19 protein-coding genes and 1 tRNA gene are annotated in these 22,211 nt (G+C 57.1%); 14 read left to right on the plus strand and 6 right to left on the minus strand.

The window, feature by feature from the left end; translation table 11 throughout:
* Positions 1-19: 19 nt before the first annotated feature.
* Positions 20-2,164, plus strand: a complete 2,145-nt coding sequence (locus tag K5R88_RS30135) for a 3-hydroxyacyl-CoA dehydrogenase NAD-binding domain-containing protein (RefSeq protein WP_226298865.1) — start codon at positions 20-22, stop codon at positions 2,162-2,164.
* 95 nt (positions 2,165-2,259) lie between these two features.
* Positions 2,260-2,982, plus strand: coding sequence for an amidotransferase (locus K5R88_RS30140; RefSeq protein ID WP_207286655.1), 723 nt, complete (start codon positions 2,260-2,262; stop codon positions 2,980-2,982).
* Positions 2,983-3,048: 66 nt separating this feature from the next.
* On the opposite strand, the gene K5R88_RS30145 is transcribed toward K5R88_RS30140, so the two are convergent.
* From K5R88_RS30145 to K5R88_RS30155, 3 genes are all read right to left on the minus strand, one after another.
* A complete protein-coding gene (locus K5R88_RS30145) occupies positions 3,049-4,020 on the minus strand; it encodes a magnesium and cobalt transport protein CorA (protein ID WP_008027325.1) in 972 nt (323 codons plus the stop codon).
* A gap of 137 nt (positions 4,021-4,157) precedes the next feature.
* Positions 4,158-4,880, minus strand: a complete 723-nt coding sequence (locus tag K5R88_RS30150) for a 1-acylglycerol-3-phosphate O-acyltransferase (RefSeq protein ID WP_008027326.1) — start codon at positions 4,878-4,880, stop codon at positions 4,158-4,160.
* Positions 4,881-5,092: 212 nt separating this feature from the next.
* Positions 5,093-5,782, minus strand: coding sequence for a crotonase/enoyl-CoA hydratase family protein (locus tag K5R88_RS30155; protein WP_226298866.1), 690 nt, complete (start codon positions 5,780-5,782; stop codon positions 5,093-5,095).
* Between the two features lie 309 nt (positions 5,783-6,091).
* On the opposite strand from K5R88_RS30155, the gene K5R88_RS30160 reads away from it, so the two are divergent.
* The 11 genes from K5R88_RS30160 to K5R88_RS30210 all read left to right on the plus strand — a co-directional run bounded on the left by K5R88_RS30160 (position 6,092) and on the right by K5R88_RS30210 (position 14,757).
* Positions 6,092-6,181, plus strand: a tRNA-Ser gene (locus K5R88_RS30160).
* Between the two features lie 357 nt (positions 6,182-6,538).
* Entirely contained in the window at positions 6,539-7,729 is a 1,191-nt protein-coding gene (locus tag K5R88_RS30165) for a hypothetical protein (RefSeq protein ID WP_226298867.1), read from the plus strand.
* Complete coding sequence (locus K5R88_RS30170) at positions 7,726-8,307, plus strand: adenylyl-sulfate kinase (protein ID WP_207286653.1); 582 nt, start codon at positions 7,726-7,728, stop codon at positions 8,305-8,307. The genes K5R88_RS30165 and K5R88_RS30170 overlap by 4 nt, the downstream gene beginning before the upstream one ends.
* Positions 8,304-9,053, plus strand: coding sequence for a class I SAM-dependent methyltransferase (locus tag K5R88_RS30175; RefSeq protein ID WP_223480800.1), 750 nt, complete (start codon positions 8,304-8,306; stop codon positions 9,051-9,053). Before K5R88_RS30170 ends, K5R88_RS30175 begins: the two co-directional genes overlap by 4 nt.
* A 5-nt stretch (positions 9,054-9,058) precedes the next feature.
* Positions 9,059-11,374 (plus strand): PEP-utilizing enzyme, encoded by a 2,316-nt coding sequence (locus K5R88_RS30180; protein ID WP_226298868.1) that lies wholly within the window; start codon positions 9,059-9,061, stop codon positions 11,372-11,374.
* Entirely contained in the window at positions 11,371-11,985 is a 615-nt protein-coding gene (locus K5R88_RS30185; protein WP_192226196.1) for a gamma-glutamyl-gamma-aminobutyrate hydrolase family protein, read from the plus strand. The genes K5R88_RS30180 and K5R88_RS30185 overlap by 4 nt, the downstream gene beginning before the upstream one ends.
* Before the next feature lie 28 nt (positions 11,986-12,013).
* Positions 12,014-12,727, plus strand: a complete 714-nt coding sequence (locus K5R88_RS30190; protein WP_192226198.1) for a phosphocholine cytidylyltransferase family protein — start codon at positions 12,014-12,016, stop codon at positions 12,725-12,727.
* Between the two features lie 45 nt (positions 12,728-12,772).
* Positions 12,773-13,093: a YbjQ family protein gene (locus tag K5R88_RS30195; protein WP_192226200.1), complete on the plus strand. Its 321-nt coding sequence runs from the start codon at positions 12,773-12,775 to the stop codon at positions 13,091-13,093.
* 178 nt (positions 13,094-13,271) lie between these two features.
* Entirely contained in the window at positions 13,272-13,460 is a 189-nt protein-coding gene (locus tag K5R88_RS30200) for a hypothetical protein (protein ID WP_032828671.1), read from the plus strand.
* 312 nt (positions 13,461-13,772) lie between these two features.
* On the plus strand, positions 13,773-14,144 hold the full coding sequence (locus tag K5R88_RS30205; RefSeq protein ID WP_008027331.1) for a hypothetical protein: 372 nt from the start codon (positions 13,773-13,775) through the stop codon (positions 14,142-14,144).
* Between the two features lie 190 nt (positions 14,145-14,334).
* The gene (locus K5R88_RS30210; RefSeq protein ID WP_226298869.1) at positions 14,335-14,757 is read left to right on the plus strand and encodes a glycine zipper domain-containing protein; all 423 of its coding nucleotides are present in this window, start codon (positions 14,335-14,337) and stop codon (positions 14,755-14,757) included.
* 269 nt (positions 14,758-15,026) lie between these two features.
* Here the strand turns inward: K5R88_RS30210 and K5R88_RS30215 are convergent, their stop codons facing one another.
* Positions 15,027-15,419, minus strand: coding sequence for a hypothetical protein (locus K5R88_RS30215; protein WP_226298870.1), 393 nt, complete (start codon positions 15,417-15,419; stop codon positions 15,027-15,029).
* Complete coding sequence (locus K5R88_RS30220; protein WP_226298871.1) at positions 15,416-20,293, minus strand: RHS repeat-associated core domain-containing protein; 4,878 nt, start codon at positions 20,291-20,293, stop codon at positions 15,416-15,418. Before K5R88_RS30220 ends, K5R88_RS30215 begins: the two co-directional genes overlap by 4 nt.
* A 261-nt stretch (positions 20,294-20,554) precedes the next feature.
* Here K5R88_RS30220 and K5R88_RS30225 point away from each other — a divergent pair, with 261 nt between their 5' ends.
* The gene (locus K5R88_RS30225) at positions 20,555-21,250 is read left to right on the plus strand and encodes an HAD-IA family hydrolase (RefSeq protein ID WP_008042293.1); all 696 of its coding nucleotides are present in this window, start codon (positions 20,555-20,557) and stop codon (positions 21,248-21,250) included.
* A 156-nt stretch (positions 21,251-21,406) separates the two neighbouring features.
* Here K5R88_RS30225 and K5R88_RS30230 read toward each other — a convergent pair whose 3' ends face one another.
* Positions 21,407-22,153, minus strand: a complete 747-nt coding sequence (locus K5R88_RS30230) for a 3-oxoacyl-ACP reductase family protein (RefSeq protein WP_008042294.1) — start codon at positions 22,151-22,153, stop codon at positions 21,407-21,409.
* Positions 22,154-22,211 lie beyond the last annotated feature (58 nt).

Here is a 22,211-nt window from a genome sequence, read left to right on the forward strand (position 1 = left end):
ATTTCAAGGAATTCTCTTCATGACTGAAGCCATTCGTTACGAAAAAGGGCAGGACCAGATCGTCGTCCTGACCATCGATATGCCGGGCCAGAGCGCCAACACCATGAACGCGGTCTACCGCGAGGCCATGGCCGCTTGCGTCGCCCGACTGGTTGCCGAGAAAGACAGCATCGCCGGCGTGATCATCACCTCCGCGAAGAAGACCTTCTTCGCCGGCGGCGACCTCAATGAACTGATCAAAGTCGGCAAGCCTGAAGCCAAAGCGTTCTACGACATGGTGCTGACGCTGAAGGGCCAACTGCGCACCCTGGAAACCCTGGGTAAACCGGTGGTCGCCGCAATCAACGGCGCGGCGCTGGGGGGTGGTTGGGAAATCTGCCTGGCCTGTCATCACCGCGTGGCGCTGGACAATTCATCGGTGCAGCTCGGCCTGCCGGAAGTCACCCTCGGCCTGTTGCCGGGCGGTGGCGGGGTAGTGCGCATGGTGCGCATGCTCGGTCTGGAGAAGGCCTTGCCGTATCTGCTTGAAGGCAAGAAAGTCCGCGCGCAACAAGCCTTGCAGGGAGGTTTGATCGATGAGTTGGCGCTGGATCACGATGAGCTGCTGAGCAAGGCGCGCGCCTGGATTCTGGCCAACCCGACAGCGGTGCAACGTTGGGATGTGAAGGGCTATCAGATTCCGGGCGGTACGCCGTCGCATCCGAAAGTCGCACAGATGCTGGCGATTGCACCGTCGATCCTGCGCACTAAAACCCAGGGCTGCATGCCCGCACCAGAGAAGATTCTTTGCGCCGCAGTGGAAGGCGCTCAGGTGGATTTCGACACGGCGCACCTGATTGAAACCCGCTACTTCACCGAGCTGACCACCGGCCAGATCTCGAAGAACCTGATCGGCACGTTCTGGTTCCAGCTCAACGAAATCAATGCCGGCGGTTCGCGACCTCAAGGGTGTGCACCTTACGTGACGCGTCGCGTGGGGGTTCTGGGCGCGGGGATGATGGGAGCCGGGATCGCTTTCGTCAGCGCGTCAGCGGGCATCGAAGTGGTGCTCAAGGACATCAACCTCGCTGCGGCGGAAAAGGGCAAGGCTCATTCGGCGGCGTTGCTGGACAAGAAGATTGCCCGGGGACAGTTGAGCGTTGAACAGCGGGATGCAGTGCTGGCGCGGATCAAAACCACTGAAAGTGACGCCGACCTGGCCGGTTGCGACCTGATCATTGAAGCCGTGTTTGAAGACCGTGAGTTGAAAGCCAAAGTCTCTTCAGCCGCACAACAGGTCGTCGGCCCGGACGCGGTGATCGCTTCCAACACCTCGACTCTGCCGATCAGCGGGCTCGCTACTGCCGTACCGGACCAAAGCAAATTCATCGGCCTGCATTTCTTCAGCCCCGTGGAAAAAATGCCGCTGGTGGAAATCATCAAGGGCGCCCGCACCAGCGACGAAACCCTGGCCCGCGGTTTCGATTTCGTCCTGCAAATCAAGAAAACCCCGATTGTGGTCAACGACAGCCGCGGCTTCTTTACCTCACGGGTGTTCGGCACCTTCACCAACGAAGGCATTGCCATGCTTGGCGAAGGCGTGAGCGCCGCGATGATCGAAACCGAAGCGCGCAAGGCGGGCATGCCCATCGGGCCTCTGGCGATCTCCGACGAAGTTTCCCTCAGCCTCATGAGCCATATCCGCCAGCAAACGGCCAAAGACCTGCAAGCGGAAGGGAAACCACTGATTGAGCACCCGGCGTTTGCCGTGATTGACTTGCTGCTCAACGAATACAAGCGTCCGGGCAAAGCGGCAGGCGGTGGTTTCTACGAATACCCGGCCGGCGGCCAGAAGCACTTGTGGCCAGGGCTGAAAAGCCGTTTCGAGAAGGCTGACGGGCAGATTTCACCAAAGGACGTGCGTGATCGCCTGCTGTTCGTGCAAGCCATCGAAACCGTGCGTTGCGTGGAGGAGGGCGTGCTGACCTCGACTGCGGATGCCAACGTCGGCTCGATCTTCGGCATTGGTTTCGCGGCCTGGACCGGCGGCGCGCTGCAGTTCATCAACCAGTACGGCGTGAAGGACTTCGTCGCGCGTGCACAATACCTGGCTGAGCAGTACGGCGAAAGGTTCGCGCCACCCGCGCTGCTGCTGGAGAAAGCGGCCAAAGGGGAGGTGTTTTAAGGGACCGATGACGACTCGTGGGGCTTGCCTTGGGACGGTGTTTCGAGGCAGGCTCTGGGGTGTGCATTATTCCCATCACGTGTCAGGTATTTTTTATGTCGTTACGCATCTGCATTCTGGAAACCGACATCCTGCGTCCGGAACTGGTCGATCAATATCAGGGTTACGGGCAGATGTTCCAGCGTCTGTTTTCGCAACAACCCATCGCGGCCGAGTTCACTGTCTACAACGTGATGCAGGGCGAATATCCCAGCGATGATGAGGCCTTCGACGCCTATCTCGTCACCGGCAGCAAGGCCGATTCCTTCGGCACCGACCCGTGGATTCAAACCCTCAAGGCTTACCTGCTGACCCGCTACGAACGCGGCGACAAACTGCTGGGCGTGTGCTTCGGCCATCAGTTGCTGGCGCTGCTGCTGGGCGGCAAGAGCGAGCGTGCGACCCAGGGCTGGGGCGTCGGCACCCACAGTTACAAACTCGCCGCCAAGGCGCCATGGATGAGCCCGGTGCGCGAGGAGTTGACGTTGTTAATCAGCCACCAGGACCAAGTGACGTCGCTGCCGGAAAACGCCACGGTCATCGCTTCCAGCGATTTCTGCCCGTTTGCCGCGTACCACATCAACGACCAGGTGTTGTGCTTCCAGGGGCACCCGGAATTCATTCACGATTACTCGCGAGCCTTGCTGGATATTCGTCAGGAAGCGTTGGGCGAGCAGGTGTATACCAAGGGCATGGCGAGCCTTGAGCATGAGCATCATGGCGCGACCGTTGCGGAGTGGATGATGCGGTTTGTGGCGCATAAACCACAGTCGGTGTGAAGTTAAAAGCCTTGCTCCTGTAGGAGCGAGGCTTGCCCGCGAATTTCACAGACGCCGCGGTGTTGGCTACAACCACCCAGACTTCTTGAAACTCGCCCACAAACTCACACACCCCACCGCAATAAACCCCAACACCGCGAAATACCCGTAATGCCAAGTCAGCTCGGGCATGTTCTGGAAGTTCATCCCATAGATCCCGGCCACTGCCGTCGGGAACGCCAGAATCGCCGCCCACGCCGCAAACTTGCGCTGCACCACGCTCTGCCGTGACGCCTCCAGCAACACCCCGACTTCAATGGTCTGGCTGGCAATGTCCGCCAGGGTCGTCAGGTCTTCCATCTGCCGGGTCACATGGATCTGCACATCGCGGAAGTACGGGCGCATGTTCTTGTCGATGAACGGAAAACTCAGCTTCTGCAGCTCCTCACCGATTTCCACCATCGGCGCCGCATACCGCCGCAAACGCAATACATCGCGGCGCAGACTGTGGAGTTTTTGAATGTCGCGCTCGTTCAGGGAGCTGCACATGACGTTACGTTCCAGCTCATCGATCTCTGCATGGATCGCTTCGCCCATCGGCTGATAGTTTTCAATCACAAAATCGAGGATGGCATAGAGTACGAAATCTTCCCCGTGCTCCAGCAACAGTGGACGCGCCTCACAACGCTGGCGGACATAAGCGTAGGACGCCGAATGACCGTTACGCGCAGTAATGATGTAACCGTTGCCGGCAAAGATATGAGTCTCGATGAACTCAAGCTTTCCTTCATGGCGGATCGGCGAATACGTGACGATAAACAGCGCATCGCCAAAGGTTTCCAGCTTCGGTCGACTGTGTTTTTCCAGGGCGTCTTCAATGGCCAGTTCGTGCAGGTTGAACTGGCGTTGCAGATTGAACAGCTCCTGGGCATTCGGCTCTTCGAGGCCGATCCAGACAAAGTGACCAGGCTTGGCGGCCCAGGCAGCGCCTTCGTCGAGGGTGATATTGGTGACCTTCTTACCAGCGCTGTAAACCGCAGCAGCAACAACTCTACCCATGATTCAGCTTCACTTCTTATTAGTAGCAGGCAGTGTTCAGCTTATCCTTCTATACCGCTTGAGAGTCAGTGAAATCTGCAGAGTTCGAAGGCAAAAGTTCGCAGGCAAAAGAAAACCCGCACAAGGCGGGTTTTGTTTCATGCGGCTTGCAGTTGCCGATCCATCGAGGCGATGCACTCGCGCATCTGCTCGCGGCACTGGGCGATCAGCAGCGGCATGTCGTCCAGGCTCAGTCCGGCGGTTGGAATGGCCGGCAAAGAACGGATCAGAATTTTCCCACTGCGCCAGCGGTTCAATCGCATGTGTTTGACGTAACTGCTGACACACACCGGGACGATCGGCACGCCCGCCGCGATTGCCATCTGGAACGCGCCTTTCTTGAAGGGCAGCAGGTCTTCACCGAGATTGCGCGTGCCTTCCGGGAACACCCAGATCGAGGTGTCTTCATGCTGCAAGGTGTGTGTGGTGGTCAGCATCGACTGGCGTGCCTTGTGCGCATTGCCACGGTCGATCAACACATTACCGGCCAACCAGAACAACTGACCGAACAACGGCACCCACTTCAGGCTCTTCTTGCCGATGCACACGGTGCGGCGGGGCACCACGTTGCCGAAAACAAACAAGTCATAGTTGGACTGGTGGTTGGCGATGATCACGCAGCTCTCGGGTTTGTCCATCAATGGCCCGACGTCGGCCTTCACTCGCAAACGCAAAATGCACATTGCCGGCCACGCATAGAGGCGCGCGCACAAACGGCTGTTGTCCGGGTTGAACGGGCGAAACAGCCCCAGAATCACCCCCAGCACACCAGCGAGAATAAAGTGCAGGCCCATCAATAACATACGAAACACGAACAGCATTTATAGGCCCCACCGGGACAAAAGGTGGCGCAGTGTACGGATGTGCACTGTTTTCGGCAATTGCCTCTATAGAGGTAGGAGATAGCCGATGTTTGAGCGCATGTTTCCGACTAGTTGGTCAGATCTGTTCTAGAGGGGTTGTAGACTTTTCCACAGAGCGTGTATGAAAAAGCCCGACACGATGGTCGGGCTTTCGGTGCAGCATCTTTGGGTTAACCCAAATGCTCCTGATCCTGGATGATTGCGTTGTCCAGGGTGTCCAGCAGTGCCTTGCGCACTTTCAGCTTGGTGTTCTTGTGCGCGGTCATGTTGATCTTCTTCAACTGACGAGCCGCTGCCAGTGCCGCGCCTTGCAGCTCTTCGGGCGACACCACCAAGTCGAGGAAACCAGCATCCACGGCACTCTTCGGGTTGAACATCTCACCGTTGATCACCGAACGATGCAGCGCTGCCTTGCTCAGGCGATCACGGGCGATCTCAATGCCGGCGTGGTGCATGGTCATGCCGATCTGCACTTCGTTCAGGCCAATGCTGAACGGGCCGTCGACACCAATGCGGTAATCCGCCGACAACAACAGGAACGCGCCCTTGGCCACTGCATGCCCAGGGCACGCGACAACCACCGGAAACGGGTGCGACAACAGACGACGGGACAATGTCGAGCCAGCCGTCACCAGCGATACGGCTTCTTTAGGGCCTGCTGTCATCACCTTCAGGTCATAACCGCCCGACAGAATCCCCGGCGTACCGGTGATGATCACCACTGCGCGATCAGTCACTGCCTGATCCAGCGCAGCGTTAAACGCAGCAATCACGTCCGGAGAGATGGCATTGACCTTGCCGTTGCTCAAGGTCAGGGTCGCGATACCGTCTTCGAGGTGGTAGGAAATCAACTCACTCATGACGCTATTCCTTGTATGAAAGTTGGGGCAGACGTTACCCACCGCCGCAGGCCAGGTAAAGCGCCGTGACTGACCCGCCAGTCACCCTTTCCCCGCCGGGCAAGCGTAGCTCGCCGCTCCCGCCGTGCATTCCCCTCTCTATATAGGAGAGCGCGAAGCCAGAGATTGGCAGGTTTGCCATGGCCCGGAATGCTCCCGGAACCTCCAAACCGCTAAGCACATGAAAATTCTGCAAAAAAAGTTTGCCATCAGAAAAGCTTTCGACTACATTAGCGCGCCTCGACAGACAGAACATGTTTGAAGAGATACGGTGAAGTGTCCGAGTGGCTTAAGGAGCACGCCTGGAAAGTGTGTATACAAGAAATTGTATCGAGAGTTCGAATCTCTCCTTCACCGCCAAATTCGATGTAACCAGAACCCCTGATTTCGAAAGAAATCAGGGGTTTTGTGGTTTCTGGGTGTCTGGATTTCGAGGCGGCACGTTGGCCGCGCCAAGGGTAAAAAATGCTCGCCTGGTGGGGTGTCAATTTGCCAGCGTATGATATATTGGCGCGGTTTATGTGATCAGGATCAAAGCTTTACTATTGATTTTCAATGAAAATTAATACGACTTTAGTCTGATTCGCTTAACAACAAGGATGTACACGTGCGAAAGGGATATGCACTTAGGCAGGATCAAATGCTTTTCCCTTTTTTGCGCGTTTACTTGGCCTAAGCCTGGCTTGCCTGGGACAGCTTTGAAGGTGCGCGTTTTATATGCAAAGCGTTTATTTGATCAGTAACGTCAATAATGGCGGAAAAACCTATCTTGAGTACTTGCTGCCAGCGCTAAATGCTCTTCGCAATCACTACAACTGCATTGTGCTTCAGACAAATATTGTCGGTGTCAGCAAGTTTGAAGCAGAACAGTTTCTAGGCTGTCCAGTTGAAGAGGTGGGACTGGATGATATTGGAAAACTGAAATCACAAGTAATTATCTCGAACGATGCTTCTATCGGGAAGTTAATTGATGAATCAAATTTTTCCATTTTTATTGCGCACGGCAATGTAGGGATGCCCCTCGCGGATGTTTACTACTGTTCCGGCTGGACATCCTATTGGGATGCAATTGTTTCCTCCTCCAGATCGCTTTTTGATTTGATTAAAACAGGCATGTACTACTTCAGGCGAGACAGAGTCGCCTTGCGTCTGGAACTTGAACCGGACCGATCACGTACGGACCTTCGAAACACTAGTGCAGTATCCGTACTGCCCATCAAAATTCCCGACATGTTCAGCGCTCCCCCTGAGTTTCGGTGCATGTCCGAGGAGTATGTTGTTGGCCTTCTGCCTACCCAGATAGGTATTTGCCCGAGTGGCGCTTCTCTGTTTGAAAACATGGAGGTAGTCATTAACTCGGTGAAATCCCAGATTCCTCATGCGAAGATTATTTTTCGGCCGTATATGACGGATTTTGACCGTCCCTATGTAAAAGAGTTGTGTGAGCAACTTGCCCGGTATCCATGGGTTTCAATTGACGATACTAAAGGCAGCAGTAAAGACTTCTATCGGATATGTGACACGATCATCACTGATGCCTCCAGTGGTGGCGTGTCCTTTATGCTGAATACGTGCAAGCTGCCGATTTATTATGTTCCAGTGGGTCACGATAGCAGTCCAATCGTCGAAGCCTGGCTGGAACAGATGGAGGGCTTGTTGCCGATCGCTAAAAATGGCGATGAGCTTAAGGATATGGTGCTTGGGTTTAAATTGCTTACTTCAGAGCAAAAGTACTTCATTTATAAGAAGTTCTACGACTCAGAGTACAGCGGGCTTCATCATCCGGATGAGGTGTTTCTTGAGTTGGTTGAAAGCCGACATGAGTCCCGTTTTCGTTACTGTGTGATCGACTCTTTTGGGGGCGCTCACGACAATTTCATTAGCGACCCTGAAAGAGCGCTGCAATGATCGTGAGTAACTTCCAGGCTCCCAGTGTTGATATGAATACCTCTATTGGCGAGGTCGTGTGGATTACCGGTTTGTCGGGTGCCGGTAAATCAACGCTGGCCCATGAGCTTGTTGCCAGGCTTAGAAGCGATGGTCATCCGGTTGTCATGCTGGATGGAGATGAACTGCGTGATGTGTTTGGCGCAAGTGCGGCCAATGCGCAAAACCACGGGCGTGAAGGGCGGTTGGCGCTGGCCATGCAATACGCTCATTTATGCAGGGTCATAGCGGCGCAGGGGTTCACGGTGGTGATCGCCACGATTTCGCTGTTCCGCGAAGTTCATGCGTGGAACCGTGCCCACCTGCCTGGTTATTTCGAAATCTATTTGAAGGTGCCGATGGAGGAGCTGCGCCGTCGGGATCCCAAGGGCATCTATCGCCGGTTCGATGCGGGCGAGTTGCACAACGTCGCGGGGCTCGATTTGTCGATTGATGAACCGGGCGCGGCGGACTGGGTGGTGGAGTTCGACCCCCACCGCCCTCTATCTATGTTGACTGATGACTTACTGCACCATTTTTATAAAAGGAAGTTGGTATGAAAACGGAATGGGATTACACCACACTGGCTGACGCTTACTTGAAGCGTCCTGACTACGCCGATGCTGCGATCGATGCAATGCTTTCGATTGCAGGCGCCGAGAAAGGCGACAAGTTCTGCGACGTTGGCGCCGGGGTTGCGCACCTGACCTTAATGTTGGCTGCGCGAGGCCTGGATGTTGTTGCGGTGGAACCTAATGATGCGATGCGAGCGAATGGCATCAAGCGTACCGCGGACCTGACTCATGTCAGTTGGCATGAAGGCACAGGCGAAGTAACAGGGCAGCAGTCGCAAGCCTTCGACATGGTCACTTTCGGCAGTTCCTTCAATGTCTGTGACCGTGAGCAGGCTCTCAAGGAAACCGCGCGCATTCTCAAGCCGCGAGGCTGGTTCGCCTGTATGTGGAATCATCGTCATCTTGATGATCCTGTCCAGGCCCGAATTGAAGCGATCATTAAAGAACGGGTTCAGGGTTACGGCTACGGTACTCGTCGTGAAGATCAAACTGCGGTGATTGATGCCAGTGCGCTATTCGGTCCTGTTGTTCATCTTGATGCGCGTGTCATTCACGAACAAACCATTGAAGAATGTCTGGAGGCGTGGCGTTCTCACGCAACGCTTGAGCGTCAGGCCGGTGCGAATTTCCATGAGGTAATTAGCGCAATCGATGACTATTTGAAGGGCCTGGGGACTGCCTCGATCCAGATTCCGTACTCAACCAATATCTGGGTTGCTCAGCTGAGATAATCCTGATGGCTCTGCGATTTTCCACCAAGGCCGGTACGCTTGCCGGCCTGCAAGAGCGGCTGACTTCGGCGCGCATTGCTCCGTTGCTGTCTTTCACCGTAAGGGATTGGCAAATGGGCCGGCAAGCCTGTTTTCGCGACATTCAGGGACGCTTGGACGCCGGCCCCTGGATCGTGCGCTCCAGTTGTCTGCGCGAAGATGGCGTACAAGCATCCGGTGCGGGGGCGTTTCTCTCTGTACTTGACGTCAATGAAGCAGGGTTGGAATCGGCGGTTGAACAGGTCATCGCCAGTTATGGCGATGCCAACCAGGCAGACGAAGTTCTGATTCAACCGATGTTGAGTAATGTCGTTCGGTCCGGCGTTGCCTTCTCCCACGACCCGAATACCTGTGCGCCCTATCGGGTGGTGAACTGGACGGAGGGCCGTGACACCGCCTCTGTCACTGGCGGTCTGGGTGGCCGGCTTTGGCAGCAGGCGGCCCACAGCAAAGTGCCGCCACCGCCAGATATGCTGCCCGTCGTGACCTTGCTCGAAGAGTTGTTGGAGTTGTTCGAGGGGGTGCCGGTCGACTGTGAGTTCGCTGTCACGCGGGAGGCTGAAGGCGAGGTGTTGTGGTTATTGCAAGCCCGACCACTGATTTTGCCAGCACGCCCGGAATCCGAAACAACTCAAGCCGATCGGCTGGAAAATATTCAACGCAAGGTGGCGCGGGGCATGCGACCGCACCCGTTCCTGATCGGCCAGCGTACCGTTTATGGTGTGATGCCGGACTGGAACCCGGCCGAAATTATCGGTATCCGTCCCAAACCACTGGCGCTTTCGCTTTACCGGGATTTGGTGACTGACTCGATCTGGGCCTATCAGCGCCATAACTACGGCTACCGCAACTTGCGCAGCTTTCCGCTGATGCCGCATTTTTTCGGGCTGCCGTACATCGATGTTCGATTGTCTTTCAACTCGTTCATCCCGGCAGACCTGGATGAGGGGTTGGCGGGGCGTCTGGTCGATCACTATATCGATCGGCTGCTGTCCGAGCCGACGCTGCACGACAAAGTGGAGTTCGAGATTGTGTTCTCGTGCTACACACTGGATTTGTCGCAGCGACTGGAGCGCCTGGCCAGTGCCGGTTTCCTGGAGCATGAACTGGAGGCCATCAGCAGCAGTTTGCGCAAGTTGACCAACCGCATCGTCCATCCCAAGGATGGCTTGTGGCGCGCTGATGCCAACAAACTCGATACGCTGAATGCGCGACGTGAGGCATTGCTGGCCTCCAACGCCGACCCTCTGGAGCGGATTTACTGGCTGTTGGAGGATGCCAAACGCTACGGGACCCTGCCATTCGCCGGTCTGGCCCGCGCCGGCTTCGTCGCGGTGCAGATGCTCAAATCCCTGATGACGGTGGGCGTGCTCTCGCAGGCTGACTACGATTGTTTCATGGGTGGGGTGTCGACTGTCAGCGGCCAGTTGGCGCGTGACCGCGCGACATTGGACAAGGCGACGTTCCTCGCGCGCTACGGCCACTTGCGCCCGGGCACCTACGACATCCTTTCGCCTCGCTACGATGAAGCGCCGGAACTTTACTTTGACTGGACTCAGCGCCCGTCCGTCCCGGAGCCCGTACAACCGTTTTCGCTGACCCTTCCACAAATGCGCGAAATCGTGAAGCAACTGGAGTCACACGGCTTGCAGCCCGACCCCGTCGGCTTGCTGGACTTCATGCAAGCAGGAATCGAGCTGCGCGAGCTGGCCAAGTTCCACTTCACCCGCAATCTCTCGGATGCCCTGGCATTGATCGCGCAAGTGGGGGCGCAGCACGGCATCAGCCGTGAAGACATGGCCTATTGCGACATCAGTGTCTTCAAGGAACTGCACGTTGCGGCAGCCAACACGAGCGATGTGCTGTTGCGCAGCATTGAGCAGGGCAAGGCCCGCCACGCAGAGACACTAAAGGTATCGTTACCGCCGGTGATCACCCGGCCTGAGGATGTCTGGTCTTTCGAATGGCCGGAAACAGCCCCCAACTTCATCACCCAGAAGCAGGTGACTGCCCCCGTGGTGGGCAGTGACGACCGAGAAATACTCGCCGGCGCGATTGTCTGCATTCCCAACGCGGACCCCGGGTTCGACTGGTTGTTTGCCTACCCGATTGCCGGGCTGATAACGGCTTGGGGCGGCGCGAACTCGCACATGGCGATTCGTGCAGGAGAACTTGGCTTGCCGGCAGTGATCGGTGCCGGCGAAGTCCTCTATCGGCGCTGGTCGGCGGCTCAACGCTTGCACCTGGATTGCCCGGGGCGCTGCGTGGAGATGCTGGCATGAAAGTCGTTGCCCTCAGCCAGCGTGTGGACGTATTTCCCGAGCGTGGTGAAAGCCGCGATGCAATTGACCAGCGTCTGATCAGCTTTCTACTGGATGCCGGCTTTTTGCCGGTGCCGGTACCCAACGGGTTGTGTCTGCAAACCGCTGACGGACGGCTGACTCAGGACGCCCTGCATGACTGGCTGCACACGGTATCGCCACAAGCCATTGTGCTTTCGGGGGGAAATGACATCGGCCAGTGTCCGGCGCGCGATCTGACTGAAGGCAGATTGCTTGCCCATGCACGATCCCTCTGCCTGCCCGTGCTTGGAATTTGCCGGGGCATGCAGATGATTGCGCACTGGTCGGGCGGCGAGCTGAAAGCGGTGAACGGTCATGTGCGAACCCGGCATGAACTGTCAGGAAAAATCGTTGCCGAGGTGAACAGTTATCACGGTTTTTCGCTTGCCGCTTGCCCGGAAGGTTTTGAGGTCCTGGCGTGCAGTGGGGATGGGGAAATTGAAGCCATCCGGCACCGCAACCTCCCTTGGGAGGGCTGGATGTGGCATCCGGAGCGAGAGGACGTCTGGGCTGCGCACGACGTTCATCGACTGAAGCAATTGTTCGGTTAATAAAGACATTTCATGAGGTAGGACTGTTGTGAAAGCCATTATTCTGGCTGCCGGACGTGGCAGCCGCATGAAAAGTCTCACGGATGAACGTCCGAAATGCATGGTCGAATTGCGTGGCAAGACACTGCTGGAGTGGCAACTTTTGGCGCTGCGCGGTGCAGGCATTAGCGAGATAGCCATCGTGACCGGCTACAAGCGCGAGGTGTTGGCAGACCAAGGGCTGATCGAGTTCCATAATCCTCGCTGGGCGCACACCAACATGGTCTCCTCATTGGCGTGTGCTGAAGCCTGGTTGCAGGATGCTCCGTGCATCGTGAGTTACTCCGACATCTTTTACAGTCCCGCAGCAGTCCAGTCGTTAATGACATGCAAGGCTTCCCTGGCCGTCACCTATGATCCGAACTGGCTGGCGCTCTGGACACAGCGCTTTGGTGATCCGTTACTGGATGCCGAAACGTTCCGCCTTGCCTCTACCGGCACCTTGACCGAAATCGGCAATAAACCGACATCAGTCGATGATGTTCAGGGTCAATACATGGGGCTTCTACGCTTCACGCCTGAGGGGTGGGCAGAGGTCGTCCGGCTTCGCCAGGCCTTGACCCCGGAACAAAGAGACAAGGTGCATATGACGAACACGCTTCAACACGTCATTGATGCGGGGCGGGTGCCGATACACGCCGTTGCATACACTGGAGAGTGGGGAGAGGTGGACTCTTCAGAGGATCTCTTTGTGTATCAATAATTGAGGTTCAGGCCTTGAGTGACTATTTATGAAGAAGGAATGCCCATGATCACCACCACCACCCACGCCATCGAAGGCCGCCAAATCACTGCTTACCTCGACATCGTCAGCGCCGAGTCGGTGCAGGGTGTCAACGTTATCCGCGACATGTTCGCCGGGATGCGGGATTTTTTCGGAGGGCGCTCTCAAACATTGGAGCGTGCATTGAAGGAGGCGCGGATTCAGGCCACCGACGAGATCAAGGAACGGGCTCGGGCGCTGCAGGCCGACGCGGTGGTGGGGCTCGATTTCGAGATCAGCATGCCGGCCGGCAAGGGCGGCATGGTGGTGGTATTTGTGACCGGGACGGCCGTCAAACTGAGGTGATTCAGGTAACGGTTTGTGTGTTTGTTTTGTAGGAAGCCGTGCGGGCCATTCGTCGGGTGTTGGGGAATCTGAATTACAAGTCCGGTAATGACCGGCTAGTCTCAAAAGCTTGGTGGTCGATATGTTTCAGGCAAAAGGGCTTGCCGGTATCGATCCCGCTTTTGAAAGGGGCGAAAAGATGGCTGATCCGTATATCGAAGACGACGGTGCTGAATTTCCAATCAACAATAGCGTGCGGTGTGGCCAGACAGACTATGTGGTGGCTTACGGTGACGATCAGGTCAAGCTTGGCAAAATGAAATCCCAGGTGCCCCAAGGGCCGAAGGCGAAATTTTTACCCAAGGTTGCGGCACCCGTCAGGAAGTAATCCATCCTCTCCAGACCCCGTCATTGAGCGGGGTTTTTTATGCCTGCAACCTTTTTTGCGGCGTGTGTTTTTTGGCCTGGGTTTTCACAAAGTTTTCACAAGGCCTTACGTAATCTCAACTCATCCGTTAGAAAGCAACACCTGGCCCGTCTCCCCAGCGGGCTTTTTTTTGTCTGTCATAAAACCTTTTCCATAAAAGCTGTCCAACCGTCGCCGATGGTGAGGTTGGGGCTGTGTGTCTGGACTTTCTCGCCGCTAAAGCATTCAATCTCGACCCTTTTTGATTTCCCCCTATTTTTTGAGGTTCTTGTCATGCGTTTAACACTGCCCGCTCTGGTTCTGGGCCTTTTGGTTGCTCAAGGTGCAATGGCTGCTGGCGACGGCACTGCCGCACTGGGTGGCGGTCTGGGTGGCGCGCTGGGTAATGTGGTCGGCCAAAGCATGGGCGGCAGCACTGGCGCTGCGATTGGTGCTGGTGTCGCGGGCGCCGCCGGCAGTGCTGTTGGAGCACGCAAAGGCAGCCGCACCAAAGCGGCCATCGGTGGCGGCGTGGGTGCTGCGGGCGGCTCGATAATCGGCAACAGCCTGGGCGGCAAGACCGGTTCGACCATCGGCGCAGGCCTGGGCGGTGCTTTGGGCGGCGGCGTGGGCAGCAACCTGGGCAAGGGTCACAAGGGTCACTGATCCTGATCGATCCGCTCAAAAAGCCTGGCTTGATGCCGGGCTTTTTGTATCTGGCTGTTTCTCTTTCGCAGCTTTTGCATCTTTAGCGGTCCAACGGTCATCGCTGGCCGGATTCAGTGGGGGCAGGTGCTAGACTCCGCCCATCCGCAGCGAATTCTTTTCTCCCGATGCGGAATTAGAGGTTCATATCATGCGTTTGACATTGTCCACATTGTTTCTGGGACTTTTGGTTGCTCAAGGTGCGATGGCTGCCGGTGATGGCACCGCTGCTGTTGGCGGTGGTATCGGCGGTGCATTGGGTAACGTGGTAGGTCAGCAAATGGGCGGCAGCACCGGTGCCGCGATTGGCGCAGGTGTAGGCGGCGCGGCGGGTAGCGCTGTTGGTGCACCTAAAGGCAGTCGCACTGAAGCAGCGATCGGTGGTGGTTTGGGCTCGGCGGGCGGCTCGGTGATTGGTAACAGCATTGGCGGCAAGACCGGTTCGACCATTGGCGCAGGCCTCGGCGGCGCAGCGGGTGGTGCGCTGGGCAACAACCTGGGTACTGACAGCGGCGGTTCCCATTCCGGCAACGGGCACAAACACAAGCATAAGCACAAGAATAAACACCACTGATTCGACGATCAGTGACAGCAAAACCCGGCCTGGTGCCGGGTTTTTCATTATTGCGAGCGTGACATCGGAATGTTGCCGCTCAACCGATTGTCCCTTCGATCGAACGGTTTCCGTGGCGGTGTCATCAAAACTTCAGGTGTTGTTTTCAATGCCCCTGAGAGGTGCTTTATGAACACTGACACGAAAGATACTGATGTCGATGACACCCCTAGCACCCCATGCTAGTACGCGAGTCAAACTGGTAGAACCTGTAAAGGCGCGCCAGGAGTTTACCCAGCAAAAGACTCAAGCCAGCGCTTGTAAAAATCACGTTGTTGTTCAATGTCATTTGTAATGTCGGCTACTTCATAATCAAAAATATTGACCAGGTCGTCGGGTCCGGCTGGTTTACCCAATTGAAGCTCATACGCTACTACTCCTGCAGACATTTGCGAAGACATGCTGGATGGGTGCACGTTGAGTTTGGCGCCCTTGCATAAAAACTTTGTTTCCGGGTAGTCCGCTCGCAACATCCCAAAGCAAACATACAGATCAGAGCCTGAGTATGTTTTTCTTACGCCGTTTTCCAAAACTAAAGTTAATGAACGGATTCGTCGGTCGCATTCGATCACTACCTTATTAATGGTGCCCTGAGTATCCGTGGTTATTTCTACTATTTTCATGGCAGCTTTCTGTTTGGGTTGGGAGTTGAGTAACCTTTGTAGGTACCATCGGCGTGCACGGGGGTAACGCCGAGGATGTATTTGCTATCGACTCCACCTGGCATGGCAATTTCAGCCTCACCTTTATGAGGCGAGAGTAAACCTAGCTTTTTGTTCACATCTATCCCTTTGATGTTTTTTATTACGTACACAAAACCGTCTTCAAATCCGTAACCAGTGGCGAATTTTATAGCCTCCTTTTCAGAGGTAGTGGTGCTGACAAAAAAACTGGGAGGGCTTCGGTTGTCGCGTGCGTGCAAGTAAAGATCAATACTGTCTCCCAAAGGCTCAAATCCAGTCTCAAAAATTTCCGAGGATTCCCTCGCGTCTCCTCGGTACAAGTAACGTTTATTAGTTTTTGGGGTTGGGGTTGGGGTGGCAGGCTCTCCTGCATCACGTTTCACTTTCCCCGCCGGATCCTCAACCCCCTCAACCGACCCGCACCCACCCATCCCCGGACAATCACTCAACCCCAACGGATCAACCCACCCCGTGGGGCTCAACACGTACCGATACCCGTTCAGGCCACCGGCCAATCCGACCGGGTCCGGCGTCAGATACCGTCCCACATCCGGCTGGTAATACCGATGCCGGTTGTAGTGCAAGCCTGTTTCCGGGTCGAAGTACTGTCCCTGAAACCGCAGCGGCTGGTCGAGGATCTGGTGGGTGTCCCGGTTGAGGCGGGTGAGGCGGCCGTAGGCGGTGTATTGGGCGGACCAGACGATTTCGCCGCTGTAATCGGTGAGTTCTTGCGGTGTGCCGAGGTGGTCGAGTTGGTAGTAAAACGGGCAGGCGTTGCGCGGGCCTTTGCCGTCGAGCATGGCCAACGGGCGAAAGCTGCCGGGTTCGTAGACGTAGCTGCGGTAGTGCTCGCGACTGCTTTCGGCGACGAGGTTGTCGCCCTGCCAAAAAAACTCGGTGGTGTTGCCGTCGACGTTTTTGCTGATGCGACGGCCGAAGGCATCGTAGCGGTAGATCGCCTGGCTGCCGTTGGGCAGGGTGATGCCAATCAGGCGATGCTGGCAGTCGTAACGGTACTCGGTGACCAGTTTTTGTGCAGTGCCGCGGCATTCGCGGATCAGGTTGCCGAAGGCGTCGTAATCGTAGTGGCGGTCACCTTGCATCAGCAGGCGATTGCCTTTGACCATGGCCGGACCGGGGCGGTCCTGCATCAGCAGGTTGCCGGTCGGGTCGTGGGCGAAGTTTTCCGGTTGGTGATCTCGGGAGTGGCGGACGCGGATCAGGCGATCGAGCGAATCGTAGAGGTAGCTGCGCTGACCGTGCCGCGTGTCGGCAATGTGGTCGAGGTTGCCGTTGGCGCTGTAGGCATAGTCGCGGCGATACAGCGGTTGCAGGTTTTGCCGGACAGCGTGGGCGTTCAGTCGACCTTGATTGTCATACTGATAATCGCTGAGCAGCAGGCCCTGTTGACGGTTCTGTTCGCGGCCGGCGAAAAAGGTGTGAGCGGTCAGTCGGGCGCCATTGAGGTCAATGGCCGTCAGCGCGCCACCCTTGGCATGGTGGTAATCGAGTTTGCTGTTGTCGGGCAGGCACAAGTGGTTGAGCTGGCCACAGGCATCGTAGCCATATCGCAGCGTGCCCCAGCCTTGGTGTTCGGTGACTAGCCGACCCTGTTTGTCGTATTCGAACTCCAGCGGGTGATCGTGACCGTCATCGACGCTGACCAGCCGGCCAAGGCTGTCGTAGCGATATTCGACATTGACACCGTCGGGCAGCGTCTTGACCAGCAGCCGTCCCGTCGAATCACGTTGATAGCCCGTGACCCATTGCGAGCCGTCGTCGCCGAACTCGGTTTTTTTCAGCAACTGTCCATTGAGGTCGTAGGCATACGCGGTGCGTTGGCCATCGAATCCGGTTTCCTGTCGGATCAATCCATTGAGCGTGTAGTCCAGCAGATATTTACCGCCGGACTCATTCTCGATTTCGGTCAGTAACAACCGTGCGTTGTCGTACCGATAAAGCAGTTGTGTGCCATCGGGATTGATCCGGCGGCTGACCAGATGCAGATCATCGGCATATTCAAAGCGCGTGGTGCGCCCCAGTTCATCCCGTTCGGCGGTGACCTTGCCGTAGGCGTTGTAGCTGAAGGTGCGACTGGCACCTGTAGGAAGCGTCGTCTGAATCAGTCGTCCTACGGCATCCCATGAGTAGCGAGTGACGGCACCGTGTTCGTCCTGGCGGGTAACCTGCCGGCCCAACGCATCGTAGGAAAAGCGCCGTTGACCGCCACCCGGCAAGGTCTCTTCGATCAGTTGACCCAAGGCATTCCGGACGAACACATGCCGACTGTTGTCCGGAAAGCGGATCGACAGCAGCAGGCCTTTTTCGTCGTGGTGGTAGTGGGTGACATGCCCCTCGGGGTCGGTCGCCTCGATGACCTCACCCTGAGCATTGCGCTGATACTTCCACACGGCGTTGCCGCGATACCGCGCATGCAGGAAACCATTGCGGTATTCGTAGGACGTTGGCTCACCTTCGGGTGGAATCAGGGCAATCAGCCGTCCGACATCGTCATAGCGGTAGCGGGTAATTGCCCCGAGCGGATTCTTTTCGGCAATCAGCCGCCCCTGGCTGTCATAGACATTGAGGTGTTCCGCCCCGTCGGGTTCGACTCTCCGCACCAGGCGTGCCCGGTCGTCGTGCTGGTAAAACGCTTCGCTGCCATCAACGTTTTTAACCTGCACGCCGCCGTTGTCATCCCAGGCATAGCGCGTGTCCATCTGCGAAAACGACGCCCAATGTCGGACGCATCGCGCAGACTTGCCGGACCTTTCCCACTCCCAGAAGAAGCTCGCGCCACCAGCCAATTGCCGCTGCAGGATGACGTGCTGGTCGTCATAGTCGTAGCGTTCGCTTTCGCCGGCGGCGTTGGTCGCTTCGATCAAGCGATGACAGGCGTCGTAGCGGTAGGTCACCAATGTCTGTTCAGTGCGCCAGGTATCTTCCAGGGTGTCGGCGGGATGAAAGCGCTGATACTCGACGGCGGCGAGGTGTCGGCGGTCGTAGCGCAATCGCAGCGAGCGTCCGGCACCGTTGTCGAGGCGCATGATTCTGTCGGCGTTGTCCCGTTGCACTGTCAGACGGTTGCCATAGGCATCGCTGATTGCTGTCAGTCGACCTGTACGGAAGTGGTAGAAACGCGTCGCTTCGCCTGCCATTGCGAGGATCAGTTCCTCCGGCTCATCCCCCAGGAAAATCGCCGCCCGCGACAGGCTGTTATGAATGTTCGGACGTTCAACCTTGGGCAAAGGGAAGGTCGTACGACGGTTTTCGTGGTCGATCCAGCTAACCTGTTCACCGTCGATTTCCAGCCGATGTGCAAGGGCATGACTCCAGCCAAATCCGAGCCCACAGTCGATTCCGACAGCACTGGTGCGATACACGCGGATGAACTCGAACGGCAACCGCCCATCCAGCGAACCATCGATCAGGGTCAGCAGTTCTTCGCCGGTGACCATCGATACCGGGCAGCCGTTGGTTGTGGTTCTATCCGCTGAATCGACGTTGTCGCCGTTTGGGTTTTGCGCGGGAGCAGGGGCGTCGTCGCGGTGTTCCTGGCGGCTCAGGCGGGTCTTGGCTTCGGACTTGTCACGGGCAAGGGCGACCGGGTTGTTCACCCGCACAATCGGTGATTCACCGGTGGTGATGTGCAACGGAGTCGCCGGCACGGGTTTGAGCGGCACGTTCCGCGCGTTGACCATCAGCGGTTTGAGGGCGCCGGCGTGGTGGGTCAGATCCGATCTGTTCGCAAGCTCAGCCAGGCGCAAACTCGCGGCAGCCAGCCATTGTCGGGCTCGCTCGGACTTGATCTTGCCCAGCACCTTGGCGCTGATGCCGAGTTTCAGGCCTGTAGGACCTGTGAGGCGCACCAGCAGGAAAGCGATGAGTATTTCTGTACGAATTTCCGCGACCACTTCGGCGATGTACTGCGGCGGCAACATCCGTAGCCAACTGGTGAAAGCCGCGAGATGAATGAACATCAACGGCTCATCACTCAACACCAGCATCACATTGGCGATGGCTTCGGCCGGAGCGTTCAGCAGAGTCTCGAGTTCAACCTCGGTCAGGTATTCAAGAAGCTTTTCACTATTGGCCTGCAGGTCCGCGATCAGGGCGTAGATCTGCTTTACGTCATCCCACAAACCGTGCAGCGACTTCTCGAATCCGCGCCAGTCGGCCCGTTGCAGCATGCCGTAGCGTTCAGGGAAAACGGCCTCGGAAAACCCCGCCCATAAAGGCTGGAATTCACTCGTCCACTCGTTGCGCAACCAGCCTTCAAGCTCATCGATCACGCTGTGATAGGAGGCATGAAGCGCCTGGACATGAGCGGTGGAAACATTGGGAAAGAATGTGATGCGGTAACGATGACCGCGCCAACACTCAGGGATTTCGAGGATGCCGCTGGGGCCGATGGTGTGATGCACCGGTTCGCCAAAGGTCATCTCGCCGTTGCTCTTTTCAATGATCGGTTCGAGCATCACCGGCGTATCACCAATGGGCACAAAGCGAGCCGCGTCGAACATATGCACGAGGGTCAACGGGCCGCTGGCCGGGCATCTGGCGATCGTCGAACTGACGGGGGCGGTGGAATCCCTCGGTGTGCTCAAACGAACGTCGTTGCCGACCTTGAACACTTGCTCGACATCCAGCGCCCATCCTGTCCAGAAGCTTTCCGCCCAGGCCTCGTAGTCGTTGAGGCACAGGCGAAAATCGCCGAGCAGTGCTTCAACGTCCGGTTGCTCGGGGTTCATGGCTGCCACTACCAACAGGCCGATGGCGTTGTTCAAGGCCAGGACCTTGTCAGGGTTGAACATTCGCAGTCCCTCGCGCGGATAAATTGGGGTCGCGAGACTTTGCGGGGGATCAACGAGGAAAGAAGTCGGGAAAGGAGGTGTTTGGTGTAGGGCGAATCGCTAAATCATGCTCAGCGATTCGGCGAAGGTTTTGTCACCGTCGGGAGATTGCCCGTTGCTCTCTGCCGGCCGCGCTCGCTATGCTGCTGAACCCTTTAATCAAATCCCGGAATCAGCTATGCCTGAGCCAACCGGGGTGTCATTAAAAACGGATCAGATGCGATGAATGCACCGCTGAAAGAGTTCGGCCCGATCAAAGCCGTGATTTTCGACATGGACGGCTTGCTGCTGGACACCGAGGGCATTTACACCGAAGTCACGTCGATGATTGCCGAGCGATATGGCCGGACCTTCGACTGGAGTGTCAAACAGAACATCATCGGCCGTGGTGCGGGTGATCTGGCGCGTTATGTGGTTGAAGCGCTGGACCTGCCGATTACCGCCGAGGAGTTCCTGGTGATCCGCGAGCCGCTGATGCGCGAGCGTTTTCCCACTGCGCTGGCGATGCCCGGTGCCGAGGAGCTGGTGCGGCACTTGAAGGCCAACAACATTCCGATCGCGGTGGGCACCAGTTCGTCGCGTCTGTCGTTCGGCCAGAAAACCACATTGCACCGTGACTGGTTTGCGCTGTTCGACTTCGTCGTGACAGCCGATGACCCGGAAGTCGGTGCGGCCAAACCGGCGCCGGACATCTTCCTCACCGCAGCGCGACGCCTGGGCGTGGCGCCCGGGGATTGCCTGGTGTTCGAAGATTCGCCGTTCGGCGTGACTGCGGCGAAAGCGGCGGGGATGACGGCGATTGCGATTCCCGACGCCGCGATGGCCGACGAAAAATACGCACACGCCGATGGCATTCTTCGTACGTTGAAAGCGTTCAAGCCGAGTGCGTGCGGTTTGCCGGCGCTTGAGTGGTCTTAATGCACAAATGTAGGAGCGAGCGGTGCGGCGATCCGACTTGCCCGCGAAGGCGTTGTGTCAATCGACACTGATGTTGACTGACACAACGCCTTCGCGGGCAAGTCGGATCGCCGCACCGCTCGCTCCTACATTTACTTTGCGTTTGACTGGGCCGTATCAGGCGCCGAAACCACCGTCGATGGTCAGGCTGGCACCGGTGATGTACCCGGCTTCCGGGCCTGCAAGGTAGGCGACGAAGCTGGCGATTTCTTCAGCTTTACCATAACGACCCACAGCCATCAGCGGGATCAGGCTTTCGGCGAAGTCGCCGCTGGCCGGGTTCATGTCGGTGTCGACCGGGCCCGGTTGCACGTTATTGATGGTGATGCCCCGTGGCCCAAGGTCGCGTGCCAGACCTTTGGTCAGACCGACCAGTGCCGCTTTGCTCATCGCGTACGGGCCACCGCCGGCGAAGGGCATGCGGTCGGCGTTGGTGCTGCCGATGTTGATGATGCGACCGCCTTCGGTCATGTGTTTCGCGGCGGCCTGGGTGGCGATGAACACGCTGCGTACGTTGATCGCCAACGTCTGGTCGAAGTCTTCGAGTTTGAAATCTTCCAGCGGGGCAACGGCCAGCACGCCAGCGTTGTTGACCAGGATGTCCAGGCGACCGAAGGCTTTGACGGTGGCGCTCACCGCATCGCGAATCGCCTCGGCGTCGGCACTGTCAGCCTTGATGGCCAGTGCTTTGCCGCCGTTGGCGGTGAGGCTGTTCTGCAGTTCTTCGGCCTTGGCCGTGGAGCTTACGTAGGTGAAGGCAACCGTCGCGCCTTCAGCGGCCAGGCGTTTGACGATGGCCGCGCCGATGCCGCGGGACCCGCCTTGAATCAAAGCCACTTTGCCGCTGAGGTTCTGAGTAGTCATGTCGATCTCCAAAGTCGCCGTGGCGAGATGCCGCGGTTGATGGAGCCTAGTATTGATT

The sequence above is a fragment of the Pseudomonas sp. MM213 genome, from assembly GCF_020423045.1.
GTDB lineage: Bacteria > Pseudomonadota > Gammaproteobacteria > Pseudomonadales > Pseudomonadaceae > Aquipseudomonas > Aquipseudomonas migulae.